The 24,331-nt window shown below is 62.0% G+C and carries 21 protein-coding genes; 6 read left to right on the top strand and 15 right to left on the bottom strand.

Features of this window, described 5'->3' with window-relative positions; genetic code table 11:
• Window positions 1–12 precede the first annotated feature (12 nt).
• Window positions 13–813: an endonuclease/exonuclease/phosphatase family protein gene (locus tag EJ066_RS19925; RefSeq protein ID WP_126040897.1), complete on the top strand. Its 801-nt coding sequence runs from the start codon at window positions 13–15 to the stop codon at window positions 811–813.
• 66 nt (window positions 814–879) lie between these two features.
• Here the strand turns inward: EJ066_RS19925 and EJ066_RS19920 are convergent, their stop codons facing one another.
• The 6 genes from EJ066_RS19920 to EJ066_RS19895 form a co-directional block, all read right to left on the bottom strand.
• Window positions 880–2,865 (bottom strand): glycoside hydrolase family 127 protein, encoded by a 1,986-nt coding sequence (locus tag EJ066_RS19920; RefSeq protein ID WP_126040895.1) that lies wholly within the window; start codon window positions 2,863–2,865, stop codon window positions 880–882.
• A 28-nt stretch (window positions 2,866–2,893) separates the two neighbouring features.
• Entirely contained in the window at window positions 2,894–3,751 is an 858-nt protein-coding gene (locus EJ066_RS19915) for a carbohydrate ABC transporter permease (RefSeq protein WP_126040893.1), read from the bottom strand.
• Window positions 3,751–4,677: a sugar ABC transporter permease gene (locus EJ066_RS19910; protein WP_126040891.1), complete on the bottom strand. Its 927-nt coding sequence runs from the start codon at window positions 4,675–4,677 to the stop codon at window positions 3,751–3,753. Before EJ066_RS19910 ends, EJ066_RS19915 begins: the two co-directional genes overlap by 1 nt.
• A 361-nt stretch (window positions 4,678–5,038) precedes the next feature.
• Entirely contained in the window at window positions 5,039–6,292 is a 1,254-nt protein-coding gene (locus EJ066_RS19905) for a sugar ABC transporter substrate-binding protein (RefSeq protein WP_126040889.1), read from the bottom strand.
• Between the two features lie 132 nt (window positions 6,293–6,424).
• Window positions 6,425–7,462, bottom strand: coding sequence for a LacI family DNA-binding transcriptional regulator (locus EJ066_RS19900; protein ID WP_126040887.1), 1,038 nt, complete (start codon window positions 7,460–7,462; stop codon window positions 6,425–6,427).
• Window positions 7,463–7,865: 403 nt separating this feature from the next.
• A complete protein-coding gene (locus EJ066_RS19895; RefSeq protein ID WP_126040885.1) occupies window positions 7,866–9,302 on the bottom strand; it encodes a DUF6600 domain-containing protein in 1,437 nt (478 codons plus the stop codon).
• A 611-nt stretch (window positions 9,303–9,913) separates the two neighbouring features.
• Between EJ066_RS19895 and EJ066_RS19890 the strand changes: the two genes are divergently transcribed.
• On the top strand, window positions 9,914–13,060 hold the full coding sequence (locus tag EJ066_RS19890; protein ID WP_210211034.1) for a class I SAM-dependent DNA methyltransferase: 3,147 nt from the start codon (window positions 9,914–9,916) through the stop codon (window positions 13,058–13,060).
• Window positions 13,061–13,086: 26 nt separating this feature from the next.
• Here the strand turns inward: EJ066_RS19890 and EJ066_RS19885 are convergent, their stop codons facing one another.
• Window positions 13,087–13,986, bottom strand: coding sequence for an HNH endonuclease (locus EJ066_RS19885; RefSeq protein ID WP_126040883.1), 900 nt, complete (start codon window positions 13,984–13,986; stop codon window positions 13,087–13,089).
• A gap of 232 nt (window positions 13,987–14,218) precedes the next feature.
• Here EJ066_RS19885 and EJ066_RS19880 point away from each other — a divergent pair, with 232 nt between their 5' ends.
• Window positions 14,219–14,572, top strand: coding sequence for a hypothetical protein (locus EJ066_RS19880; protein WP_126040881.1), 354 nt, complete (start codon window positions 14,219–14,221; stop codon window positions 14,570–14,572).
• Window positions 14,573–14,751: 179 nt separating this feature from the next.
• Here EJ066_RS19880 and EJ066_RS19875 read toward each other — a convergent pair whose 3' ends face one another.
• The 5 genes from EJ066_RS19875 to EJ066_RS19860 all read right to left on the bottom strand — a co-directional run bounded on the left by EJ066_RS19875 (window position 14,752) and on the right by EJ066_RS19860 (window position 19,597).
• Entirely contained in the window at window positions 14,752–15,705 is a 954-nt protein-coding gene (locus tag EJ066_RS19875; protein ID WP_126040879.1) for a DMT family transporter, read from the bottom strand.
• A gap of 432 nt (window positions 15,706–16,137) precedes the next feature.
• Window positions 16,138–16,305, bottom strand: a complete 168-nt coding sequence (locus tag EJ066_RS31480) for a hypothetical protein (RefSeq protein WP_189644325.1) — start codon at window positions 16,303–16,305, stop codon at window positions 16,138–16,140.
• Between the two features lie 23 nt (window positions 16,306–16,328).
• Complete coding sequence (locus EJ066_RS19870) at window positions 16,329–17,750, bottom strand: TRAP transporter large permease subunit (RefSeq protein ID WP_126040877.1); 1,422 nt, start codon at window positions 17,748–17,750, stop codon at window positions 16,329–16,331.
• A complete protein-coding gene (locus EJ066_RS19865; RefSeq protein ID WP_126040875.1) occupies window positions 17,747–18,394 on the bottom strand; it encodes a TRAP transporter small permease subunit in 648 nt (215 codons plus the stop codon). Before EJ066_RS19865 ends, EJ066_RS19870 begins: the two co-directional genes overlap by 4 nt.
• A 72-nt stretch (window positions 18,395–18,466) precedes the next feature.
• Window positions 18,467–19,597: a TRAP transporter substrate-binding protein gene (locus tag EJ066_RS19860; RefSeq protein WP_189644324.1), complete on the bottom strand. Its 1,131-nt coding sequence runs from the start codon at window positions 19,595–19,597 to the stop codon at window positions 18,467–18,469.
• A gap of 154 nt (window positions 19,598–19,751) precedes the next feature.
• Between EJ066_RS19860 and EJ066_RS19855 the strand changes: the two genes are divergently transcribed.
• Window positions 19,752–20,891 (top strand): CapA family protein, encoded by a 1,140-nt coding sequence (locus tag EJ066_RS19855; protein ID WP_126040873.1) that lies wholly within the window; start codon window positions 19,752–19,754, stop codon window positions 20,889–20,891.
• A 120-nt stretch (window positions 20,892–21,011) separates the two neighbouring features.
• Here EJ066_RS19855 and EJ066_RS19845 read toward each other — a convergent pair whose 3' ends face one another.
• Complete coding sequence (locus EJ066_RS19845; protein WP_189644323.1) at window positions 21,012–21,359, bottom strand: hypothetical protein; 348 nt, start codon at window positions 21,357–21,359, stop codon at window positions 21,012–21,014.
• A 27-nt stretch (window positions 21,360–21,386) separates the two neighbouring features.
• Between EJ066_RS19845 and EJ066_RS31475 the strand changes: the two genes are divergently transcribed.
• On the top strand, window positions 21,387–21,797 hold the full coding sequence (locus EJ066_RS31475; RefSeq protein WP_189644322.1) for a PAS domain-containing protein: 411 nt from the start codon (window positions 21,387–21,389) through the stop codon (window positions 21,795–21,797).
• Window positions 21,742–22,032 carry a helix-turn-helix transcriptional regulator gene (locus tag EJ066_RS19840; RefSeq protein WP_189644321.1) on the top strand — a complete coding sequence of 97 codons (291 nt, stop codon included), beginning with the start codon at window positions 21,742–21,744 and terminating at the stop codon, window positions 22,030–22,032. The genes EJ066_RS31475 and EJ066_RS19840 overlap by 56 nt, the downstream gene beginning before the upstream one ends.
• A 57-nt stretch (window positions 22,033–22,089) precedes the next feature.
• Here the strand turns inward: EJ066_RS19840 and EJ066_RS19835 are convergent, their stop codons facing one another.
• Together EJ066_RS19835 and EJ066_RS19830 are read right to left on the bottom strand one after the other, a co-directional pair.
• Window positions 22,090–22,761, bottom strand: a complete 672-nt coding sequence (locus EJ066_RS19835) for a TrkA family potassium uptake protein (protein ID WP_210211033.1) — start codon at window positions 22,759–22,761, stop codon at window positions 22,090–22,092.
• Window positions 22,754–24,163, bottom strand: coding sequence for a potassium transporter TrkG (locus EJ066_RS19830; RefSeq protein WP_245454947.1), 1,410 nt, complete (start codon window positions 24,161–24,163; stop codon window positions 22,754–22,756). Before EJ066_RS19830 ends, EJ066_RS19835 begins: the two co-directional genes overlap by 8 nt.
• Between the last annotated feature and the right edge of the window lie 168 nt (window positions 24,164–24,331).

The raw sequence follows: 24,331 nt of genomic DNA, 5'->3' as shown, positions 1-24,331 counted from the left end.
AACGGCAGGCACATGCAGAAAAACGGACGCAGCTTTCAGGAGACCGTGCTCTTGTCGATCCGCAGCAGAAATGCGCGGAAGGCAAAATCCGAGCAGCGCAAGCGGGTGGACGGCACCGAAATGGTGGTCGCTTCCTACAACGTCCACAAATGCATCGGCGTCGACCGGAAATTCGATCCCGAACGGACCGCTCGCGTCATCCGGGAAATCAGCCCGGACGTCATCGCGCTGCAGGAGGCCGACAACCGCTTCGGTGATCGTGCCGGGCTGCTCGACCTTGCCCGCCTCGAAATGGAAACGGGACTGATGCCGGTGCCGATTGCCGGAAACGGCAAGGGACATGGCTGGCGCGGCAATGTGCTTTTGTTCAAGCGTGGCACCGTGCGCGACGTGCACCAGATCAAGCTGCCGGGGCTGGAGCCACGTGGGGCGCTCGTTGCCGAGATCGATCTCGACGAGAAACCGACGCTGCGCGTCATCGCAGCCCATCTCGGTCTGCTGCGCCGCTCGCGCTCCGAACAGGCCCGTGTCGTGCTCGACATCATGAACAGCCCCGACGAAAGGCCGACATTGCTGCTCGGCGACCTCAACGAATGGCGGCTCGGAAACCGTTCCGCGCTGAACACGCTGCATACGACTTTTGGTTTTTTGCCGCCGGCGGTCCCCACCTTTCCATCGAGCCTTCCGCTGCTGGCGCTCGACCGGATCATGGCCAATCGACACGGCATGATCTCGACCGTCGAAGCGCACGACACCCCGCTTTCGCGGGTTGCCTCCGATCATCTGCCGCTCACCGCTTTCGTCCGCCTGTAATGCAAGGCTGCTGTCTGGCGCACGGTGCAGCACGCCATGAATCCGCCGCAGCCATGGCTGTAGCTCTCATCCGTCCCGCAACCACACCAGCATCTCGCCTGGCTCGCGGTTGTCCCAGGCAAAGTACGGAACGGCCGTGACTTTCGTCTCCTCTGCCGCCGGTGGCTCGGTGCGATAGAGCCCGCTTTCCCAGTTTTCAGAGGCCTCCTTGCCGGCGATGGCCGAAAGCGTGACGACGCCGCCGAGAAGGTTGGGCTCGTCACGCGCCTCGATTTTTGCCGCCCGTGGCAGAGCCAGGCGATGCAGCTGGCCGGCATTGTCGGTCTCCTCGACACAGTAGATCAGCGGCCCGCGCGCAAGCGCGACGCGGCCGATGTCCTGCCGCACCTCAGGGTTGGCGTAGAGGCGGTCGACGGCCATTTCGAGATCGAGTTCCACCCGGTCGCCCTTGCGCCACTCGCGCCTGATCGCGGCATAGCCGTCGCTCGTCACACCATCCAGATCGACCGCCTCCCCGTTCACCTTGAGCGCCGCCTTGCGGCACCAGGCCGGCAGGCGCAGGTGCAAGGTGAACGCGGTCGGCGCCTCGGGCTCGACGCTGATCGACACCGCGCCGTCCCAAGGATAGTTGCTGGTCTGGGTCAGGGTCACCGGCCTGTCGCCGATATCGAAACGGGCCGTTCCGTTTCCATAGAGATGGACCGCCAGCGCGTCATCCGACAGGCCGTAGAAATAGCTGCCGATCGAGGCGACCATGCGCCCGATATTGGGCGGGCAGCACGGGCAGCGATGCCACTTCCAGCGGTTGTGCTTGCCCCGGCTTTCCAGCGGATTTTCGTAGAAGAACAGCGAGCCGTCGAGCGACAGGCCCGAGATCGAGCCGTTGTAGAGCGCCCTCTCCATCATGTCGGCATAGCGCGCATTGGGACCCATGCCGAGCATGCGGCTCGCCCAGAACACCAGGCCGACCGAAGCGCAGGTCTCGGCATAGGCGGTTTCGTTGGGCAGATCGTAGTCGGCGGTAAAACCCTCATTGTGCGACGACGGCCCAATCCCGCCGGTGATATAGAGGTTCTTGGTCGTGAGATCGTCCCACAGCCGGTCGAGCGCCACCCGCAGCGTGTCGTCGCCATATTCGGTGGCGATGTCGGCCATGCCGGAATAGAGATACATCGCCCTGACCGCGTGGCCGACGACCTTGTCCTGCTCGCGCACCGGTTTGTGCGACTGGCTGTATTCGTAGGTCTTGAAATGATAGGCCTTCGGGTCGGCGCCGCGGGCACGCGCCTCCTCGTCGAAATAATGCGGCTCAAGACCACGCTGGTCGATGAAGTATTTGGCGAGGTCCATGTACTTCTGCTCGCCGGTTGCGCGTGCGAGCTTCACCAGCGCCAGCTCGATCTCCTCGTGGCCGCAATAGCCTTTCTTCTTGCCGGGCTCGGGACCGAACGTCTGCGCGATATGGTCGGCATAGCGGCACATGATGTCGAGCAGCTTGCGTTTTCCGGTGGCCTGGTAGTAGGCGACCGCGCCTTCGATCAGATGGCCGGCGCAATAGAGCTCGTGGCAATCGCGCAGATTGGTCCAGCGCAAGCCGGGCTGGATGCGCTGGTACCAGCTCGACAGATAGCCGTCGGGCTGCTGCAGCTTGCCGTAGATGTCGATGACAGCATCGATCTTCTTCTCCAGATCGTCATTGCGGCGACGGTAGAGCGAATAGGCCGCCGTCTCGATCGTCTTGCCCCAATCCGAGTCCCAGAACATCTGGGTCGTCACCGTCGAGCCGGTGAACTCGGCCCCGGAGCCGGATGCTTCGTCGGGCGATGGCGAGTGGAACGGAATGACGACGCCCGGCGATGGCCGGTCCGGATCGATCTGCTCCAGCATGCGCGCCTCGACGCAGCGGTCGTAGAGGATGCCGGCGGTGCGCGTGGCGACGGCGTCGACGCGGTCGCCCCAGAAACCTCTGATATCGACCTGCGGCACGGGCAGCGGACGGAAGGCGAGCTTGCCCGACGCGGCGGCCTGTTTGGTGGATTGCGATGCGGTCATGAACTTGCTCCGTTCGAATTTCGATTGGTCATTTCACCGCCCCTGCCATGAGGCCGCGGATGTAGAAGCGCTGCAGCAACAGGAAGAGCACCAGGCACGGCACCATCATCACGGTGACGCCCGCCTGCACCGCGCCCCAGTCGATGGCGCCGAAGCGGCCGGACTGCAGCGCCGTCATCATGATCGGCAGCGTGAATTTGGACTGGTCCGTCATCAGCACCAGCGCCGCCAGGAATTCGTTCCAGGCGCCGAGGAAGGCGAACAGCGCGATGGTGACGATGCCCGGCCAGACCAGCGGCAGCATCACCTTGATCAGCATGGTGACATTGTTGGCGCCGTCCATGCGGGCGGCTTCCTCGATCTCGCGCGGAACCGCGTCGAAGGCGTTGCGCATCATGAAGATCGAGAACGGCAGCTGCAGCGTGACGTAGACGCAGACCAGCCCGGTCAGCGTATTGTGCAGGCCGATCTTGGTCAGCACCAGGAAGATCGGCGTCAGGATCGACTGGAACGGGATCATGATCGTCGACAGGATGGTGACGAAGAGCAGGTTCTTCAGCGGAAAGCGGAAGCGCGAGAAACCGTAGCCGGCTAGCACGCCGACGATCACCGACAGCACCACCGTCATCACCGAGACATAGATGCTGTTTTGCGCCGGCAGCCACAGCCCGTCGCCGAAAGTGTTGAGCGTGGCGTAGTTCTCGACCGAAAAACCCGTCGTCGGCCAGGGCGGCAGCGGCGGCTTGCGCGCCTCCTGCGCCGGCTTGAAGGCCGAAAGCACGGTCCACACGATCGGCGCCAGGAACAGCAGCGAGGCGATGATGCCCGTCGCGTGCTCGGCGATCCGGGTGCCGATGCGGCTTTTGCGGCTCATTGCCTGCGCCATCAGTCGACGCCCTCCGGTTGGCGCAGCAGCCGCAGCTGGACGAGGCTGAGCGCGACCAGGATGACCAGCAGGACCATCGACAGCGCCGCGCCATAGCCGAGCTTGAACGACACGAACGACTGGTTGAAGATCCAGTAGACGGCGGTCAGCGTCTGGTTGCGCGGGCCGCCGCGCAGGATGATGTAGAACTGGTCGAAGGCCAGCACCGAGCCGGCAACCGACAGGATCAGCGCCAGCGCCAGCGTGCGGCGCATCAGCGGCAGAGTGATCGCCCGGAAGCGCGCGAACGGCCCTGCCCCGTCGATCATCGCCGCCTCCTGCAGGTCCGGCGGGATCGATTGCAGGCCGGTCATCAGGATGATCATGGTGAAGCCCGCCACCTTCCAGACGACCATGGCGATGATCGACCAGAAGGCCGGCTGGAAGGTCGCCAGCAGATTGACCTTCTTTTCGGTCAGGCCGAGGCCGACAGCGGCCGGGCTGAACAGGCCCGCATCGACGTTGAGCAGCCACGACCAGAGCAGGCTGGCCGAGGCGAAACCGATGACGGCCGGCATGAAGAAGGACGTCCGGTAGAAGCCGGTCAGCTGCCTGGGCTTTTCGATGAACAGCGCCAGCGGAAAGGCGACGGCGAAGATCGCGATGGTGACGATCACCGTGTAGTAGCCGGTGAATTTGAGCGCGTTCCAGAACCTGGTGTCGCGCAGGATCGCCCAGTAATTGTCGAGGCCGATGAAGCGGTGCGCGCCCATCAGCGGCCAATTGTGGAATGACATCCACGCCGTCATGCAAAGCGGAATGATGAAGAAGACGACGACGAGGGCGACGGCCGGCGCGACGTAAAGCAGGCCGATCCACTGCCGGCGGCCGGCGCCGACCAGCTTGCGGCGGCGCGCCGGGGTGGAGGTGGTTGCGATGATGGTCATGGCTGGCCGCTCGCTTTTCCTTCTCCCCTTGTGGGAGAAGGTGGCACGACCCGACAAGGCTTGGGTTCCTCGCCCCCGCCAAAGGCGGGGGAGAGGTGGCCGCGAAGCGGCCGGAGAGGGGGCTTTCGTAGGGCGCAGTCCCCCTCTCCGTCTCGGCTTCGCCGAGCCACCTCTCCCCCACTCTGTGGGGGCGAGGAACCCAAGCTGGAATTGCCCTCCCCCTTGTGGAGAGGGGTCAGGGGTGGGAGTAGACCGGGCAGATGCCCCAAAGCTTCCATGCAAGACAGCCCTGATGTTGGACGGATGCGATTGTCCGGCCGCCGGCCCAGGGAGACGGGCGGGCGGCCGGATCGGCGCCAGCCTACTGCTGCGGCGCCGAATCGATGATCGACTGCATGGTCTCCTGCGCGTTGGCGATGGCGCCGTCGACGTCTTCGCCGAAGAAGACCTCGTTGACCATCTGGTTCCACGGACCGTTGGCGGAGTTGATCAGGTCGTTGAACACCACCGAATAGGGCGTGCGGCCTTTGGACATGGCTTCCGCGGCGACCTTGTAACGCGGGTCGAGCTCCTTGAGCGCCTCATTGGCGATGTCGCCGCGCACGGGAAGGCTGCCATATTTCGCCAGGATGGTCTGGCCTTCCAGCGAATAGGCGAAATCGAGGAACTCCTTCACCACGGCGATTTTCGTGGTGCCCTTGGTGACGACGAAATTGTCGCCGCCGGCAAAGGACGACCAGCCGCCATCCTTGCCCGGCAGGAAGGTGACGCCGTAGTCGATGTCTGGGTATTGCGTGTTCAGCGCGCCGATGGCGAAGGCGCCGGACGGCGAGATGCCGATATTGCCGGCGGCGAAGGCGGCAAAGAAGTTGGAGCCGGTGTCGGTCTGCGCGCCTGCCGGCACCAGATCCTTCTCGACCATCGAGCGGTAGAGGTCGATGGCGCCGCGCAGCTGCGGACTGTCGAGCGTCGCCTTCGAGCCGTCCTCGGTGAGGATGTCGCCGCCCGACGCCCAGATCAGCGGCGTGAAGGTGAAGATGTTGCAGCCGCCGCAATTGCCGGAGAAATAAAAGCCCTTGATGTCGCCGCCGAGCGCGTTGACCTTTTCGGCGGAGGCTTCGATCTCGGCCCAGTTGGCCGGGCCTTTCTCGGGGTCGAGACCGGCCTGCTTGAACAGCTTCTTGTTCCAGATCAGCACCGAGCTGTCGGCGGAAAACGGCAGCCCGTAGATCCGGTCCTTGTAGGTGCCGGTCTTGACGTGCGCCGGCGACAGGCTGGCGAAATAAGGCAGCGATTTCGCCCAGTCGGTGATGTCTTCGAGCTGGCCGGCGGCGGCGAAGGACGGCGTGTAGATCAGGTCGAGCGACAGCGCGTCGGGCGCCGTGCCGCCGGCGGCGGCAGCACCGTATTTCGGGATGATCTCGGCATTGGGGATGATGTCCAGCTTGATCTGGTTCTCATGCCCCTTGTTGAAGGCGTCGACGATGCGCGGCATGAAGTTCGAGCCGTCGGCGCGCACCCAGATGTTGGCGGTTTCGGCGGCTGTCGGCCCGACCGTTGCCAGCGTGGAAAGAATGCTCGCGGCAAAAGCGAGCCCGGTAATCATGGTCCTCATGTTCTCCTCCTCATGGTTTTTCTCCTCACTCGGCCGCGCTGCCGCGCGGGTAACAATCAAAACGGCGGCCTTTACTTTCATGCATGTCGTTATCCCAAAACCGCTACACACTTTTGGGCGACATGCATTGGTTCAGCCGCCCAGTGGACGGCCGCATGACTGACGCACCACCAGCCGGCACGGCAGTTTTCGGATGCCCGGCGCGGCGGGTTGGCCGCCGACGAGCGAAAGCAGCGTAAGCCCGGCCTCGCGCCCAAGCGCCGCCAGGTTCATGTCGACGGAGGTCAGCGGCGGGCGGGTCGCCTCGGCCACGATCGACCAATTGTCGAAACCGATGACGCCGACATCATCAGGCACGCCGAGGCCGCGCTCGCGCAGCGCATCGATGACGCCGCGCGCGATCTGGTCGTTGCCGCAGAACACGGCATCCGGCACCCCTTCCCGGCCGCTGCCGAACAGTTTTGCAACGGCCTCGTGACCCCACGCTTCCGACCACGATCCGAGCAATGGTTCCATGACCGGCAAGCCTTTCTCGGTCAGCACGTCACGATAGGCCTGTGCCCGCTCGTGCACCACGGCAAAGCTCGCCGGCCCGGTGACGTGAGCAATGCGCCGCCGCCCGAGCCGCCAAAAGTGCTCGACCGCCAGGCGCGCGCCGCCGGCGTCGTCCGAGACGAAGGCGATGGCGCCAGGATCGGGCTGGGTGAAGGCATAGATCACGGGAATGCGCAGATTGGCGAGATCGACCGGCAGATGGCGGTCGATGCGCTTGCCGGTGGCGATGATGCCGTCGACGCGCTTGTCGAGCATGGCCTCGACATGGAGCTGGGCGAGCCGCGTGTCGTCCTCGACATTGCACAGGAACACCGAGACGCCGGCATCGACCAGCGCATCGGAAACGCCCGACATCAGCGGCAGCGAGAAGCGGCCATAGGTGTCGTTGGTGAGCAGCCCGACGGTGAAGGAGCGCCGCCTGAGCAGGCTCTGCGCCAGGCTGTTCGGCCGAAAACCCAGCCGCCGCGCCGTCGCGCGAATGCGCTCGCGCGTCTCGGCCGTCATCCGCCCCTGCCCGTTCAGCGCCTTCGAGGCGGTGGCAACACTGACGCCGGCGGCGGCGGCCACCTCGCGCAGGGTGACGGGGGCGGGCGCTGGCGAGGCGTCGGAGGACATGGTGGGCTCTTTAGTTGGGAAAAGGTTTTCTCTTGTTGGCCTGCGGGGCGGTTGGGTGGTGAGGTCAGCGGGTGCAGGGCGATTTGGGAAAAGGTTTTCTCAAAGGGAGATTAGGGGAAGGTGGAGGGATTGGCAAGAGGGATGGCCTGGTCACCAGGGCGAAATCATGAATCGTTAACGACGAGGCGATTCCGTGTTTGTTCTGACCGCGCGGTGGCGCAACACTGAACGCACGTCAACGATTCATGATTCCGCCCTGGCCTGATCACAGGCATGTTCGGGCAGTCAACCGCGAATGTCTGCCCTGGGTCCACGACCTGCCATGGGCGGCCCCGACGGCAGCGCATTCCGTTCCGCGGGCACCGCGATCGAATAGTCGCGGCGCCGCAGTCTACCCGCACAACTAGCAGTTCTCAGTCTGCGGATCGCACGTCTTGTTTTCCTGCTTCTGAGGCTTGGGCTTGGCCGCCTGCTCGGGCTCGGCTTGCTGCTGCTCGGCGGCGGGCTGCTTCTTGGCCTTCGGCTTCTCAGGCTTGGCCGCCTGTTCCGGCTCGGCCTGCTGCTGCTCGACGGCGCGCTGCTTCTTGGTCTTCGGCTTCTCAGGCTTGGCCGCCTGTTCCGGCTCGGCCTGCTGCTGCTCGACGGCGCGCTGCTTCTTGGTCTTCGGCTTCTCAGGCTTGGCCGCCTGTTCCGGCTCGGCCTGCTGCTGCTCGACGGCGCGCTGCTTCTTGGCCTTCGGCTTCTCAGGCTTGGCCGCCTGCTCGGGCTCGGTCTGCTGCTCGGCGGCGGGCGGCTCCTTGGTCGTCGGCTTCTCAGGCTTGGCCGCCTGCTCGGGCTCGGTCTGCTGCTCGGCGGCGGGCGGCTCCTTGGTCGTCGGCTTCTCAGGCTTGGCGGTCTTTTCCGGCTCGGCCTGTTCGGTCGTTGCTGCGCCTTCGGTCGGCTTCGATTTGCGGCCAGCCTGAACCTGCTTCACCTCCTCGATGTCTTTGAGCTCAGCTGGTTGGGCATCGGCGTCGGCTTTCACCTCACCTTCAAAGACCGTGACCTTATCGTTGTCCAATTTGCCGGACTGCTCGGGCGCGTCGGTCTTGCTGACCTTGACGGCAGTCACCTCCTGGTTCGTCTCCTTCTCGATCAGATCAACATCAATGACTTTGTTGATCACTATGTTGTTCTGGATCGTCACGTCGCCGGCCGGCTCGGCCGCCTCGACAATGCGCACAAACTCCGGCTCATCACGGATAACGACGACAGAAATGTCCACAGCAAGGAATTCGCGGGTGGGGACTACAACCCAGTAAAAATCCGGCGTCGTGTCGAAGGTCACCTCGATTGAAATCAAATCCGGATCGCGGCGCGGCGGCAGCGGAGCCCAAATCATGTGCTCCCTCTCACGACGCCAACTCACCCATGCTGGCGCCCAACGAGTGCCCGGAACCCAGTACCAGCCGATATCGTCGGCATAGCCCCACCGACCGTAATGGTACGTCGCCCAGCCGAATGGCTCGTCGGATACCCACAGCCAGCCATACTGCTCGGTATAGACCCAGTGTCCAACAGTATACGGACGCCAATCGTCAGGCACATCAACCGGCACGAAGACGGACGCTCCGTGATACGAAACCCAATCACCATGGGAAGACAGGTCTTCGTAGAATGTGCTGATCGAAACCTCGGTGGCAGCCCTTGCCTCGGACACAAGCGACAACGGCATGATCGGGTTGGGAATTTGGACGACCGTGAGCAGACAGGCGGTTACGCCGCCCAGCATCAGTCGTACCGCAGTTTGGGCAAGGACGCGTTTCATCGCAATCTTCCTCCGAAACAGATCGCCCTTCATCTTAGGAACCCGCTGCCTCCCGGATTGTTCCACTTTGCTGACGTTACCCGCATCCCCTACTGGTTGGAAATGGCCGGCCACCCACCCGGCGCCGAAACAAAGGTCGTGAAATCCGCCTGAGCAACCAGCTCGTCGGAGAGATCGGGCGAGGTGGGCGCGGTCTTGGCCTCGCTAAGTGCACCTTACGACGCCGAGTGACGGTGCCAGCATCATCCATATCGACAAGGAGACGCCGCCTCACTGCTTAAAGCAGTGCTCACGGTGCCACTGCAAAAACCGAGGATGCGGGCGTGAAGGGGCCTGATAGCAACGAGCAACTTCTACCCGGGTTTGGAGGACCTGCATCATCAGCAACGGGCCGCCATCCGCCCGGTGTGGCGAGCGTAAGCTCTTGCAAACTTGATTGCTAAGCTCGTGTAATAGTAAAAAGATTCCGCTTGGATTAGTTCGATTGCCAACCGTCAAAAAAGGCAATTCGTCCAGCAAGCCAACTTCAGTAAATCTGACTACGATTCACCCTGTTTCCGACCCTCAGTTGACTTCTTTCAGGATAGATTGAAATATTACGGTGCCAGCCTGAATACAGGCGGCGGGCGGAGGGGAATTGCGTCATGAGTTCGAGTGTTGGTGCGCTCGCACCAATGATGACGCCGGTTGCGTTCATCAGAAAGTGGAAAAGAGCCTCACTGACTGAGCGCCAATCTGCTCAGGAACACTTTATCGACCTTTGCGCACTCTTCGGTCATCCGACACCAACCGAAGAAGACCCCACAGGCCAGTTCTTCGCATTCGAAAAAGGTACAAGCAAAGTGGCGGGTGGGCGCGGCTTTGCCGATGTCTGGAAAAAGGGCCACTTTGCGTGGGAGTATAAACGAAAGAACGGCAATCTCGACGACGCCCTCTTGCAACTTGTCCGCTACGCACCGGCTCTACAAAGTCCGCCGCTGCAAGTCGTCTGCGATATCGAGCGTTTCCGGATTCACACTGCATGGACGAATACGGTCCCTGTAACCTACGAGATCACGCTTGACGAACTGGCCGAGCCAGCCCCGCGCGAAATCCTGCGAAATGTCTTCTATGACCCCGAAAAACTGAGGCCGTCTAAGACGCGCGCTGCTGTGACGGCCGAGGCGGCCGACAAGTTCTCCACGATCGCGTTGCGTCTGCAAGGACGGGGTACACCCGATGAAATCGCTCATTTCGTCAATCAGCTCGTGTTCTGCTTCTTCGCCCAAAGTGTGAAGCTGTTGCCGGACGGGTTGTTTGCGAAGCTGCTGAGGCGCTCCGCCCAAAGCCCAGAGAGAGCGATGGGTTACCTCAGCAAGTTGTTCGAGGCGATGGAGGGCGGTGGCGAATTCGACCTCACCGAAATTGCTTGGTTCAACGGGGGCCTTTTCGACGGCAGCCGTGCTCTGCCGCTCGACGACGGCGATATCGGGCTGCTGATCGCTGCCGACAGTCTCGACTGGAGTCTGATCGACCCGACGATTTTTGGAACGCTATTCGAGCGCTTCCTCGATCCAGACAAAAGAGCACAGATCGGCGCACACTACACTGATCCAGGTAAGATTATGAAGCTTGTCGACCCCGTCATTCTGAGGCCGCTTCGGGCAGAATGGGAGGTCGCCAAGGAGCAGATCGCCGCGCTATTAAATGGCGAACGTACACCGCCGATGCGTAGGAAACCGCACCGACGCATGACGCGGAAGGAAGCCGCAGAGGAAGTTCGCGCCCAATTCCTGGAACGACTGCGCAATTTGCGTATTCTCGATCCGGCATGCGGATCGGGGAATTTTCTTTATCTTGCCCTGCAGGGCGTTAAAGACATCGAAAACAGGGCCAACCTCGAATGCGAAATACTTGGCCTTAGTCCGCAACTGCCACTCGTCGGCCCGGAAATCCTTCGCGGAATAGAGATCAACACGACGGCGGCCGAGCTTGCCCGAACCACGATTTGGATAGGCGACATCCAGTGGCAATTGCGAAACGGCATCCGTTCGAAATCGATTCCCATCCTGCGTAAACTCAAAGCAATTGAAAGGGGCGACGCACTCGTCACGGCAATGCCGCCCTCAGTCAACGGCGAGACAAGAGGGAATGACGGTCTAGAGATTACGGCAGCCAGCACGAAGTTTATCGAGACTGATTGGCCCGGTGCGGAGTTCATCGTCGGCAACCCTCCATTCCTCGGCATACGGTTAATGCGCCACGGCTTGGGCGACGAAACCGTGGATCGTCTGTTCGATGTTTATAATGACCGCGTTTCGCGAGAGGCCGATCTCGTCTGCTATTGGTTTGAAAAAGCGCGTGCTGCCCTCAAATTCGGTCATTCACGACGCGTCGGTCTTGTCGCTACCAATTCGATCCGTGGAGGCGCCAACCGAAAAGTTCTTGATCAGATCGCATCTGAGAGCCGTATTTTTGAAGCCTGGAGCGATGAGCCGTGGATTATCGATGGTGCGGCCGTTCGTGTGTCGCTCATATGCTTCGGTGAAGGCGAGGATACCTTACGACTCGATGGCAACGATGTTGCGGAGATCAATCCGGATCTTACTGCCGGAGTAACGAACCTCACCCGTGTCCGCCGACTCGCAGAAAATTATAACGTTGCATTTATGGGAGATACCAAGGGTGGCGCCTTTGATATCCCAGGAACGCTTGCGCGGGAGTGGTTGCAGCTTCCTCTGAATCCCAATGGTAAGCCGAATTCAGATGTGTTGCGCCCATGGCGCAATGGAATGGATGTGACGCGCCGTTCACGCGATATGTGGATTGTCGATTTTGGTTCGGAACTTTCGGAACAGGGAGCCTCTCTATACGAAGCCCCATTCCAATACGTGAAAGAGCATGTATTTCCAGAAAGGGCTCAAAATAGGCGAGACGCTTATCGCGAACGCTGGTGGCGCCACGTCGAGCCCCGACCTGCGATGTTGGCAAAAGTCTCATCGCTAAGGCGCTACATCTTGACGCCACGTGTCGCCAAGTACCGAATATTCGCTTGGATGGATGGCACAGTTCTCGCGGATAGCGCGACAATCGCAATTGCGCGCGACGATGAGACGATCTTCGGAATTCTCCATTCCCGGTTTCACGAAGCGTGGTCCTTGCGACTGGGAACATGGCTCGGGGTGGGCAATGATCCGCGCTATACACCCACAACCACCTTCGAAACTTTTCCATTTCCAGATGGCCTGACACCGAACATTCCCGCTAGACGCAGTGAAAATGATCCCCGTGCTATGGCTATCGCTCAAGCCGCTAGGCAGCTCGATGATCTCCGCAATCGGTGGCTCAATCCGGCCGATCTCATTCGTATTGAGCCTGAAGTCGGAGCCGGCTATCCGGAACGCATTTTACCCAAAGACGCAGTCGCGGCTTCTATCCTTCGTGAGCGGACTCTGACCAACCTCTACAATCAGCGCCCGCAATGGCTTGTTGATGTGCACTGCGAACTCGACGCAGCTGTTGCCGCCGCCTATGGCTGGCCAGCGGAAATTTCGGAAGAAGACGCCTTGGCGAGACTGCTCGAACTCAATCTTGCTCGCACCGCAGCCGGTACCGTGTCTGCATCTGCACGACCGGTGAAAAAGACGCGACGCAAGACACCTGAGGAATTAAGAGCGCAACCGCAACTGCTGTTGCCAATTCCAGGCAAGAAGCAAAAACAAGAGGAGCTTCCTCTCGGCGACCGTGAGAAGATAGCGGAACAATCTGCGACAGTTACGCGACGTCCTGGCAAGGCACGCCGTGCCGGTTAGCATCAGAGACACAGCCTGGGCGCGTCTCACTGCTTAAAGCAGTGCTCACGGTGCCACTGCAAAAACCGAGGATGCGGGCGTTCAAACTGCCGGCCTGGCGGAAGCGCGCGGCGAGTCTTGTTGATGAATGCCTGCACGCTGTCGAGGTCATTGACCTGTCGCGAGATCAGGATTTCCAGGTCATCGGATAGGCTGATCAACCCGCGATCGAACATCCAGTGCGCGGTGCCGGACAGTGCGATCCCATTGTTGATGATATCGGGTCCGTTCTTTTCGACTGGTCGAATGTGGGCGGCGGAAACCTCTGCTCGGCCGCCGCCATTTATCAACTTTAGTCCCGTGATCGCGCACCGCTCATCATAGGCGCGCAAGACGATGCGGCGGAAAATGCGGTCCCGTACAATTCGCGATCCGATGTAGTTTACGCGATCACGGCTCTGCTCGAATTCGAATGGCGCCTGCTCATCCTGAAAACCGATAGACGTGTCGACCTCGTCAACGCGCGGCAGCAGCAACTCGTTCGTGTCCAGACCCAGGTCGATAATGCGGTTGAAATCGGCAGGACTGATTGGGCGGACGGCCGATTGAGCGCGACCAGAAATCCGTCCCTTGTCATTGAGCAGGCCCCGCTCAACGAGACCATCGGTTCCGTTAAATGCAACAGGATTGACGAAATCGAGGTAGGTTCCGGGCTCAATCAGAGCGAGGTACATATCAGGTGTTGCAGGATCGGGAATGACCTGTTGGACCTTGGCTACGGCGTAATAGCCACGAGTGTCGTTTACCTTGCTGGGTTCGTAGTAAATGATCCAGCCGCCGACGCATGCTTGGACGCGGCGCAGATACGGGCGAGGAAACTGATATTGCTCGGCAGGGCGGTCGTTGTAAATCGAATCAGAGCGGTGAATAAAGACCCCGAATCCCATGATCTTCCTGTAATGCGTTCTTTGGGAATATCTGCCTCAGATGTAACACCAAAATCCGATCTTGGGAGCTTAGTCCAGGCCGGACGAGCTTGCCGATAGTGGCGCCGAGGCAGGCACTCACATCCCCTCGTTAAACCAACGGTAACGAGAATTGTGTTCCCCCGTCTCATCGCCGCTGTCTCCCTGCGGTTGCGGCAAGGAGGCTCGAAAATGCTCTGGAGAAGGAACCGGGATGAGACTTGCCGTGTTTGCCGCGCTGGCCTTGGCAGCAACTGGATGTGTAAGCTCTCCGGTCAAGTATGGAGCGTCGCTTTCGACGCAGGACCCGAAATGGCTATCGCCGGAATGTCAGCAAGCCCGTGTCGAGGCTTCGGACTATGATGCCCGCGAAAAAAAGCATCCAGGTTGGGGGACAGGCATCTTCCTTGGCCCCTACGGATTGGGGCTCGCGGCGGCCATCAAGGAGCACGAGCAAAAGCAGCGAAAGATGTTCGCCCGCGAGATCCATTTGCGGTGCTCGAGTCTGCCGCTGCCGAAGGAACTCGAGGGCGATCCGCCCCCCCAGGCCACGACGAAGTATCCCTGAGCTGGCATAGCGTTCCTGCCAGCAACTGCCGCTGGAACTGGTCTCGGCCGCGCCGTTCAGCAATGGCGTGGTGGCGCTGGAATATGCGCCTTTGCACGTGAAGCCGTGAGACGCTTCGATGCGACAGCGCCCAACTTGCCGGCGATCGATGTCGCGCCGCCCCGCCACCCGGTGGATTTCTACACGACGGGTGCGGGACTCGGCCTGGGTTTGAGCACAGTGGCGAGCACTATCCCGGCTACGATAAAGGCAGCGCCAACCAGATCGTAGTCGTGCAAGCCCTCTCCGAGCAACAAATAGGCGAGCAAGGCGACGAACATTGTCTGCAAATAGAGCAGCATGCTCGCCCTGCTCGCGCCAAGTGTTTCGACGCTTCGGTTGTAGAGATAGTACATCAAGGCACCGCCCGGACCTGCCACATAGGCGAGTGCGAGCATGCCATTGACATGCAAGGCGGAGCGTTCGCCGTTAAACAATTCCCACACGTGGAAAGGCAAGGCGACCAGCGCACCGGCTCCGAGCAGGAGCACGACCATCGGCAAGAGTTCGATGCCGAATTTCGCACGGCGCAAAAGCACGGTGTATAGGCCCCAACTGAACGCGCTACCTACAATCCATAACTCGCCAGGATTGAACCGGAGTTGAAGGAGCGTTGTCAGGTTCCCGTGCGCGACGATTACCATCATTCCGGCCAGGGCGACCAGCGCGCCAAGCGACTTCCAAAGCCCGAGCGGCTCGCCAAGCACGAAACGAGCAAGCACCATCGTCATGACAGGAGATAGCGCCATGATGATGCCGGCCGTGGTTGCATCGGTGTCATTGAGGCCATGGTAGATCATGCCTTGGCACAGCGTGAGGCCGATCGCCCCTACGGCGAGAACCTCCACGGCTCGAGATCGTACAAGCCCTATCATCGCGCCGTGATGACGGTGCACTATCGGCAGCAGGATGGCGCAGGCCAGGGTCAGCCGCCAGAAGCAGAGGCCCCAGGGAGGCATTTCAGGCGCCACCCATTTGGCCGCGATATACACACCAGCCGAAAGAAGCCAGCATAGGACGGCGGCCGGATAGCCTGACATAGAGGACCCGACGGCAGGCTGCTCCCCATGATGAGCAATCGGCATTGCCTGCATGTCGTGACCTCCCTCCAACGAACATTAGCTCAAGGACATTAGCCCGCCAAGGCATGGAAGACGGCGAAAAGCAGCAGCCAACAGCATCGCAAAATGCCAGGATGCAGTTGTAGCGATGAACACAACGCCTTCGGCTGCGTCTTCAACGCTGGCCTCAGCTAATACCCTTCCCACGCCTGCTCTTGCGAGGCGCGCGGCAGCGTTCCCTCCCCCTTGTGGGGAGGGTTAGGGTGGGGGTCCATCTTCACAAGAATCCAAATGCGATTGCCCTGCCCTCAAGGGGGGAGATTGGCAGCTCGGGTCTTGGCGCTCGTCCTGCAGCGTTGGCGATTAGCGAAATCTTCGACGAGGGCGATCGTTCGCTCCCAAGACTCTGGCGTTGTCACGCCGGGTTGATCGACGCTGCGCAGCTTGCCCGCGACCGCCCGGCGATTACCGCGCGCGAGACCTCAGCTGGCTCCAGAGATCGTAGCCCGCAAGGAGGACGCCGATGCCGATCGCTACGCCTAGATCGGGATGCGGGACGAACCGGATCACGACGCCGAAAAACGCCAGGAAGGCAACGAACGCCAGGACGGCCAGGAAGCGGCTCAGGGTCATCTATTGTCCTCCACGCGGCATCCTCAGCCCCCGTAGATCAGGTTGGGCAGCCCGTACACGATCTGCGGGAAGATGTAGATGATGATCATGCACAGGATGACGATCAGCATATAGGGCATCATTCCGCGGAAAATATCCGAAAGCTGAACATGCGGCGGCGAAATGCCCTTGAGGTAGTAGGCCGACATCGCCATGGGCGGCGACAGAAAGGCCGTCTGAAGGTTGACAGCGACGAGCACGCCGAAAAACAGCGGATCGATCTCGAAATGCGCCAACAGCGGCAGAAAGATCGGTATGAAGATCACGATGATCTCCGTCCATTCCAGCGGCCAGCCGAGGATGAAGATGATGAGCTGGGCGACGATCAGGAACATCAGCGGCGACATGTCGAGGCCGGTGACGAAATCGCTGATCAGCTGCTGGCCTCCCAGATAGGCAAAGACCGAGGCGAAGGTCGCGGAGCCGACGAACAGCCAGCACACCATCGCGGTCGTGCGCGCCGTCAAATAGACGGACTCCTTCAGGCGTTGCCACGTCAGGGCGCGGTAGGCGGCGGCCAGCACGACGCCGCCGAGCGCGCCGATGGCGGCAGCCTCCGAAGGCGTGGCGAGGCCGAAGAGAATAGCGCCGAGCACCGCGAGGATCAGGGCCGCCAGAGGGACGAAGGACGTCAGCAGCATCCAGCTGATCTGCAGGGCCGAATAGTGCCCTACCTCGTCTCGGGTCGGCCTCGGCGCCATCTGCGGCTGCAGCACCGCCTTGGCCACCACATAGACCAGATAGAGGCCGGCAAGCAGCAGGCCTGGAAGCAGGGCCGCGGCATACATGCGGACCACCGACACACCCGCCGTCGCGCCATAGACGATGAGCAGAATGGACGGCGGAATGAGGATGCCGAGGGTTCCGCCCGCGCAGATCACTCCCGAGGCATACCTGACGTCGTAGCGCGCCTTCAGCATGGCGGGAAACGCCAGCAGGCCCATGAGTGTCACGACCGCGCCGACAATGCCGGTGGCCGTTGCGAAAAGGGTGCAGGTGACGAGGGCGGCGACCGCCATGGAGCCGGGAACGCGCCGGGTGGCGATAAAGAGGGTGCCGAAAAGGCGCTCGATGATATTGGCCCGCTCGACGATGTAGCCCATGAACAGGAACAGCGGGATAGCGGTCAGCACGTCGTTCGAGATCACCGAATAGGTCTGATTGACGAACAGATCGAAAATGCGGTTGTTGAAGAAGCCGCCGATCCAATGCTCCGTGAGCGTCCAGGCGTCGGCACCATCCGCAACCGCCCGTTCGTAGGCGCGCCACATCCGCCCCGGATCGAAATAGGCGTAGTAGCCAAAGCCGACCCCGAGCGCCATCAAAGTGAACGCAACCGGGAAGCCAAGGAAGATCGCCAGAAGCAGAATGAGCAGCATCGCGACGGCGACCTGAGGATCGCTCATCTGTCTTCTCCGTCGCGGTCGGGTTTATCGTCGGGGTGGAGGAATGGGAGGTCGACGGCTTCCGAGCCGTGATGCAGAACATCGAGCGTCTTGGCTTCCATCAGCACCTTCTCGGTCTCTTCCACGTCTTCAGCCGCGCGCGGCCATGTTCCGGTTCGCAGACAGACGACGCAGCGGAACACCTGAGCAATCCCCTGCACGAAGAGCAGGATGCCTGCCGCCACGATGACAGCCTTGAACTGGAAGATCGGAATCCCGGCCGGACTGTTCGAGCTTACCTCGAGATAGCGGAAGCTGCGCGCGGCATACTTCCATCCGGCCAGAACCAGCGCCGTCACGCCTGGAAAGAAGAAGATGAAGTAGAGGACAAGTTCGACCGCCGCTTGCGTGCGCGGCCGCCACAGACGGTAGACGAAATCGCCGCGCACGTGCCCGTCTCGCGACAGGGTGTAGGCGCCGGCCATCATGAACATGGTGCCGTAGAGCATGTAGCTGAGGTCGAATGCCCACGCGGTCGGCGCGCTGAACAGGTATCGCACAACAACTTCATAGCTCACGCCGAGCGTCATGATGACGACGCTCCAGGCGAACACCTTTCCAAACCATGCCGAAAGTTCATCGGCAAATGCAATGTAACGGAGCATGTGCTGGGTTCCGTCAGATAAGAATCCGGCGGTCCGGAAGACCGCCGGATTTGTCGAAGCGGAGGGTGCGAATTAGAGCTTCAGCTTGCCTGGGAAATAATGTTCGTATGCCAGTGTCAGGTCGGCTGAATTCATAAGCTCGTAGTAGACCACGCGTTCGACCCATTGGCGCTGGCTGTCGAGCACCCGCTTCATGAACTCATCCGCCTCCAGCGTCGGGATGATCTTGTCCCAAGCCTTGAGTTCTGCGTCGAGAATCTCCTTGGAGGTGCGGTGCACGGTGACGCCGTGCTCGGTCTGCAGTTTCTGCAGGTCGGCCGAATAGTTGTCGAGGGCGAGCGCGGTGGTCGCGGTGCTGGCCGCCTCCACGCCATATTCGAGAATGGCCTTCAAATCGTCGTCGAGGTCGTCGAACACGTCCTTGTTGAACAGGAATTCGAACGACTCGCTCGCCTGATGGTAGGACGACAAGATATAGTTCTTGGCGACGTCCTGCGAACCGAAGCGAAGGTCGGATGACGGATTGTTGAATTCGAAGGCGTCGATAACCCCGCGCTCCATGGCCGGCACGATTTCACCGCCGGGCAGCTGCGCCACGCTGAGGCCAAGGTTCTGCATGAGATCGGCGGCAAGGCCCACCGTCCGGTACTTGAATCCCTGCAGTTCAGCGACGGTCGTGACAGGTTTCTTGAACCAGCCGAACGGCTGCGCCGGCATCGGGAAGCCATAGAAGCCGACGACGTTGAGGCCCATGATGTCCTGCGTCAGCTCGCGATAGAAATCCTTGCCACCGCCCTGGTGGAACCAGGCGAGCATGGTGGTGGCGCTGCCGCCAAACACAGGGCCGGTTCCGAAAAGCGACGCAGCCTTGTGCTTGCCGTACCAGTAGACGGGGACGGTATGCGCGGCGTCGATGACGCCGTCATTGACGCCATCCAGCACCTGGAACGCGCCCACGACCGCACCCGCGGGCAGGAGCTCGAACTTCAGCCGGCCGCCCGACATCCTTTCGACGCGCTCTATGTATAGCCGCGCGAAATCCATCCAGATGTCCGAAGCAGGCCAGGAGGTCTGCATCTTGATGGTGACCGGCGCCTGCGCCAGCACGGCCGGGGTCGCGAGCGTCGTCGCCGCAGCAGCACCGGCGGTAATGGCGGTGGACTTTTCCAGGAACCCGCGACGCGAGATTTTCTTGTCCGACATTTTTATTCCTCCCATGATTGTAAACGCTTCTCCCACAAGCAGAATATGCGAACCTGCCCCTTGCGCAACCAGTTTCGCCGCCGGCCGATCCGGGCGAGCGCAAATTGGGGCTGGAACCCTCAGCCTCGCTGGAGGTTGGCGAGGAGGAGATCCGATGCCGCGGATCGCGAACAATGCCGCCGGGCTCGTCCGAAGCAGCGCGAAGCTGTTCCTGTGCGGCGACGTCATGCTCGGGCGCGGCATCGACCAGATCCTCGCCAATCCGGGCGAACCGCACCTGTACGAGCGCAATGTCAAATTGGCGACGACCTATGTCGAGCTTGCCGAGCGCATCAATGGCCCGATCCCGCGAAACGTCGACGATACGTATGTCTGGGGCGATGCGCTCGCCGAGCTGGACCGTGAAGCACCCGATGCGCGGATCATCAATCTCGAGACCAGCATCACCACCAGCCGTTCCCTGGCGCCCAAGGGCATCAATTACAAGATGAACCCGGCCAACATCGGCTGCCTGGCGGCGGCGCGGCCAAGCTGCTGCGTACTCGCCAACAACCATGTGCTCGACTGGGATGAGCCTGGCCTCGTCGAAACCCTCGATACGCTCCGGCATGCCGGCCTCGCCCATGCCGGGGCCGGGCTTGATGCGGATGAGGCGGCCGCGCCGGCCGCTGTCGAACTGGCCGGCGGAGGCCGCGTGTTCGTCTTCGGCTTCGCGCTCGAGACGAGCGGCGTTCCGGCTTCATGGGCAGCCGGGGCCTACAAGCCAGGGGTGAACCTGCTCGCGGATGTCTCGGCCCGGTCGCTCGAGCAGATCGCCCGATCCGTGGCGGCGATGAAACAGCCTGGCGACCTCGCGGTGGCCTCGATCCACTGGGGCGGCAACTGGGGCTACGACGTCCCGGCGAAAGAACGCGCGCTTGCCCATGCCCTCATCGATGGCGCGGGTTTCGACGTCGTGCACGGGCACTCCTCCCACCATCCCAAGCCGATCGAAATTCATAACGGTCGGCTGATCCTCTATGGATGCGGCGACTTCCTCTCCGACTATGAGGGAATCAGGGGGTACGAAGCCTATCGCGGTGAGCTTGCGCTGATGTACCTGCCGCGGCTCGCTATCCCGGAGGGCAGGCTTGTCTCGCTCGAGCTGGTGCCGTTCCGGCTCGCCAAGTTCCGGCTAAACCGCGCCTCGTCCGAGGATGCCGCCTGGCTGGCGGCCTTGCTTGAGCGCAAGAGCTCGCCTTTCGGCACCCATGTGGCGCACAGGAGGGACGACCGTCTCACCGTCCTTTGGTGAGGCTGGCAGCCCGCGGTTCTAAGGTTCAAGCCTCCCGGGCCGCCCTCGGCCAAGCGCGCCGTCGGCGCGGGCCTGCAGGTAGGCGTAGATGTCGCACCGGCAAGCCAGCCTCGCCCTGCGCTATCGATAGCCGTCCTCCTGCGGCGTGTAATAGACGACACCGAGCCATACTGGCTGGAGCAACAGGCCAAACATATCCCCGAGATCCACGCCCGGCTGATCGAGGATCTCTCGACATGGCCTTCGCTCGAAATGCCGCATGTGGTCTCGCGCCATGTCCCTCAAAGCTATCTGGAGGCCTCCCGATACTTTCAGGAGTGCCTGAAGCCGCAGGGCCTGATCGACGTCATGTCGTTTTTCCTGATCCACACCCCCACCCGCCTTGCCGGCTTCGCCGTTGCCCGCCATGAGCGGCAAGGCATCATCACCGAGCGCGAGATCAAGCTGGGCGGACTTTTGCTGCCGCATGTGCGCCGTTCGGTAATGATCAGCAACATGCTCGACATCAGCACGATCGAGCGCGCCCGGATGGCCGAGGCCCTCGATGCGCTCACCTGCGCCGTGGTCCTCACGAATGAACGCGGCGCCATCCTGCACGCCAACCGCTCGGCCACGCAGATGCTGCGCAGCGGCGCGCCGATCCACGATGCCCATGGCATTCTGCAGGCGAATATCCCGTCGGCTTCCAAGGAGCTTCACATCGCCATCATGATTGCGGCTCAGGATGAGGCAAGCATCGGCAAGACCGGACTTGCCGTCCGCCTCAGCGAATCCGACTGGCTCACCGAACCCGACCGCCCGCCCGTCTTCGCCCGCGTGCTGCCGATGGCCGGCGGCGACCTGCGCCGGCATGGAACCCGCGGCGGTCGCTGCGGTGTTCATCGGCAATGCACCGGACGAGCATGACGCCGCCGACATGCTGGCGACAGCCTTCGGGCTGACGCTGGCCGAAACCCGCGTGCTCGCCAGCCTTCTCGCCGGGCACACCCTGGCCGAGACCGCCGCCAGCCTTCACATCGCCAGCACGACCACGAAGACCCATCTCGACAATATCTTCCAGAAGACCGGCGTCTCCCGCCAGGCCGATCTGACGCGCCTTGTCATGCGGATCGTTCCGCCCGCGGGGCAGCCTGGTCCCTGAGCCGCTGCCGGGCGCTGGCGGCGCCGCCATTCTCCTCCGACAGCCACCAGGATTCCGTCAGGCGATGGCGGCAAACTTTTCCACCAGCTTTGTCGGACCGGATACGATCAGCAGGTCGCCGTGCTGTATGACGGTTTCCGGGGTGGCGTAGGTGAAGTCGGTCCGCGGCCGTTTCACGCCGACGACGGTGACGCCGTATTTGGTCCTTACGCCGGACTCCGCCAGCGTCTTGCCGACAGCCTCTCGCGGCGTCCTCGTCTTCACGATGGCGAAGCCATCGTCGAATTCGATGAAGTCGATCATCTTGCCCGTTACGAGATGCGCCACACGCTCGCCCATGGCGGCCTCCGGATAGACGACATGGTGTGCGCCCGTCCGCTCCAGGATACGACCGTGGTTCGTGTTCACGGCCTTCGCCCAGATGTCGGGCACACCGAGTTCGGCGAGCGCCAGAACGGTCAGCACGCTGGCTTCGATGTCCGTTCCGATCCCGACCACGACATGGTGGAAATCCTGCACGCCGAGACGCCGCAGGACGTCGGCATTGGAGCTGTCGGCTTCCACCACATGGGTGAGCTGGCTTGCCCAGCTCTGGACGAGTTCAGCGCTCTCGTCGATGGCCAGAACATCGTGACCGAGACTGACGAGGGACTGGGCAACGGCGCCGCCGAAGCGGCCGAGGCCGATGACGACGACGCCGTCACCGTGGGATGTGCTGCTTTTAGCCAACGATTGGGCGCTCCTCTGGATAGCGGAAGGGTTCATTGCGTTCTCGCAGCGCGAGCGCGCTGGCGATGGTGATCGTGCCGACACGTCCGAGGAACATCAGCACAATGATGACCAATTGCCCGGCGGGGGGCAGATCCGCGGTGATCCCGGTGGAAAGGCCGACAGTTCCAAACGCCGATATCACCTCGAACAGCACGTCCTGAAGCGCGAAGCTCGTCACGCTGAGCAGGATAAGTACTCCCCCGCCGACCGCCCCTACCGCCAGCAGGACGATCGTCAGCGCCTGGCGCTGGACAGGCGAGCCGATGCGGCGACGGAATGCAGTCGAATCCGTATGGCCGCGGATCTCGGCCCAGACGACAAAGCCCAGCAGGAAGAAGGTGGTGACCTTGATCCCGCCCGCCGTGCTGGCACTGCCGCCCCCGATCAGCATCAGGGCGTAGGTGACCGCCAGCGTCTCGATCCGCATGCCCGCGATATCGACGCTGTTGAAGCCCGCGGTTCGCGCCATCACCGAGTGCGCGCCGGCGTTCAGCAGCTTTCCGGGCCATTCGAAGAGGCCGAGCGTCGCCGGATTGGTCCATTCGTAGGCAGCCGTCCCGACGAGACCGGCAACCAGCAAGAAAGCGGTCCCGAAAAGCGTGATCTTGGTGTGAATCGACCAACGTGCGGGGTGCCGCATCCCATATCGGAGTTCAAAAATCACGGGAAATCCCAAACCGCCGATCACGACGGCGGCCATGATTGGAATGAGCACGATCGGGTCGAGCGCGAAGCCGGAGAGGCTGTCGGAATAGGTCGAGAAGCCGGCATTGTTGAAGGCGGAAACCGCCTGGAAAAAGCCATGCCAGAGGGCGTCGCTCCACCCGTGGTCGTAAGCGTAGCGCAAGCGCCAGGCAAGCACGGCGGTGGTCAGCATCTCGATGGTCACCGTGACCAGCAGGATGAGCCGCAGGACTGCCGCGACGTCGCCGAGCATAAGGCTCTTTGTCTCGGCTTGAGCGACCAGGCGGCGCCTGAGTTTCAGCTTCCGGGTCACCAGGAGCCCGAGCAGCGTCGCGCCGGTCATGATGCCGAAGCCGCCGATCTGGAAAAGCGCAAGAATGATACCCTGGCCGAATCCGGACCAGTAGGTGGGTGTGTCCTGAACGATCAGCCCGGTCACGCAGACGGCCGAGGCGGCCGTGAACAGGGCCGTCAGCAGCGGAGCGCCTCCCGGGCCCGCACGCGAGATCGGCAGCATCAGCAATGCCGTGCCCGCAAGGATGACAAACAGGAAAGCCAATGGCACCAGTCGAACGGGATGCTGTATCGATCGTCGCAAACGCCACCCTTGTTGCTTGCCCTCCCCTGAATGAGGCGGACCCATCGCTCTACAGCACACCGCTCGGCGCCGGTCCACCCTCGAAGCGGCTCAGCCGCCCGGCGGCCGCTAAAACACCGGAGCAATGCGGCGTCAAAACCGACCTGCTCGCAACACCAGGGATAGAGTCAACGCCTCGGATACGAGCCGGCGGCGCAGCCGGGTGATGCGGCCGTCGATGCTGCGGGTCCGGGCCGAGCATGGATA

Source organism: Mesorhizobium sp. M9A.F.Ca.ET.002.03.1.2 (assembly GCF_003952365.1).
Taxonomy (GTDB): Bacteria; Pseudomonadota; Alphaproteobacteria; order Rhizobiales; family Rhizobiaceae; genus Mesorhizobium.
This window is presented reverse-complemented; position numbering and strand designations above follow the sequence as displayed.

Bases quoted from the DNA above. Each gene is read 5' to 3' on its own strand.
- EJ066_RS19910 (WP_126040891.1), bottom strand. From the start codon at position 4,677: ATGACCATCATCGCAACCACCTCCACCCCGGCGCGCCGCCGCAAGCTG.
- EJ066_RS19865 (WP_126040875.1), bottom strand. From the start codon at position 18,394: ATGCTCCGTTACATTGCATTTGCCGATGAACTTTCGGCATGGTTTGGA.
- EJ066_RS19915 (WP_126040893.1), bottom strand. From the start codon at position 3,751: ATGGCGCAGGCAATGAGCCGCAAAAGCCGCATCGGCACCCGGATCGCC.
- EJ066_RS19860 (WP_189644324.1), bottom strand. From the start codon at position 19,597: ATGTCGGACAAGAAAATCTCGCGTCGCGGGTTCCTGGAAAAGTCCACC.
- EJ066_RS19885 (WP_126040883.1), bottom strand. From the start codon at position 13,986: ATGGGATTCGGGGTCTTTATTCACCGCTCTGATTCGATTTACAACGAC.
- EJ066_RS19845 (WP_189644323.1), bottom strand. From the start codon at position 21,359: ATGCGGCAGCAAAAGTCCGCCCAGCTTGATCTCGCGCTCGGTGATGAT.
- EJ066_RS19900 (WP_126040887.1), bottom strand. From the start codon at position 7,462: ATGTCCTCCGACGCCTCGCCAGCGCCCGCCCCCGTCACCCTGCGCGAG.
- EJ066_RS31480 (WP_189644325.1), bottom strand. From the start codon at position 16,305: ATGACCCTGAGCCGCTTCCTGGCCGTCCTGGCGTTCGTTGCCTTCCTG.
- EJ066_RS19895 (WP_126040885.1), bottom strand. From the start codon at position 9,302: ATGAAGGGCGATCTGTTTCGGAGGAAGATTGCGATGAAACGCGTCCTT.
- EJ066_RS19875 (WP_126040879.1), bottom strand. From the start codon at position 15,705: ATGCAGGCAATGCCGATTGCTCATCATGGGGAGCAGCCTGCCGTCGGG.
- EJ066_RS19880 (WP_126040881.1), top strand. From the start codon at position 14,219: ATGAGACTTGCCGTGTTTGCCGCGCTGGCCTTGGCAGCAACTGGATGT.
- EJ066_RS31475 (WP_189644322.1), top strand. From the start codon at position 21,387: ATGCTCGACATCAGCACGATCGAGCGCGCCCGGATGGCCGAGGCCCTC.
- EJ066_RS19855 (WP_126040873.1), top strand. From the start codon at position 19,752: ATGCCGCGGATCGCGAACAATGCCGCCGGGCTCGTCCGAAGCAGCGCG.
- EJ066_RS19905 (WP_126040889.1), bottom strand. From the start codon at position 6,292: ATGAGGACCATGATTACCGGGCTCGCTTTTGCCGCGAGCATTCTTTCC.
- EJ066_RS19920 (WP_126040895.1), bottom strand. From the start codon at position 2,865: ATGACCGCATCGCAATCCACCAAACAGGCCGCCGCGTCGGGCAAGCTC.
- EJ066_RS19870 (WP_126040877.1), bottom strand. From the start codon at position 17,750: ATGAGCGATCCTCAGGTCGCCGTCGCGATGCTGCTCATTCTGCTTCTG.
- EJ066_RS19890 (WP_210211034.1), top strand. From the start codon at position 9,914: ATGAGTTCGAGTGTTGGTGCGCTCGCACCAATGATGACGCCGGTTGCG.
- EJ066_RS19840 (WP_189644321.1), top strand. From the start codon at position 21,742: ATGGAACCCGCGGCGGTCGCTGCGGTGTTCATCGGCAATGCACCGGAC.
- EJ066_RS19925 (WP_126040897.1), top strand. From the start codon at position 13: ATGCAGAAAAACGGACGCAGCTTTCAGGAGACCGTGCTCTTGTCGATC.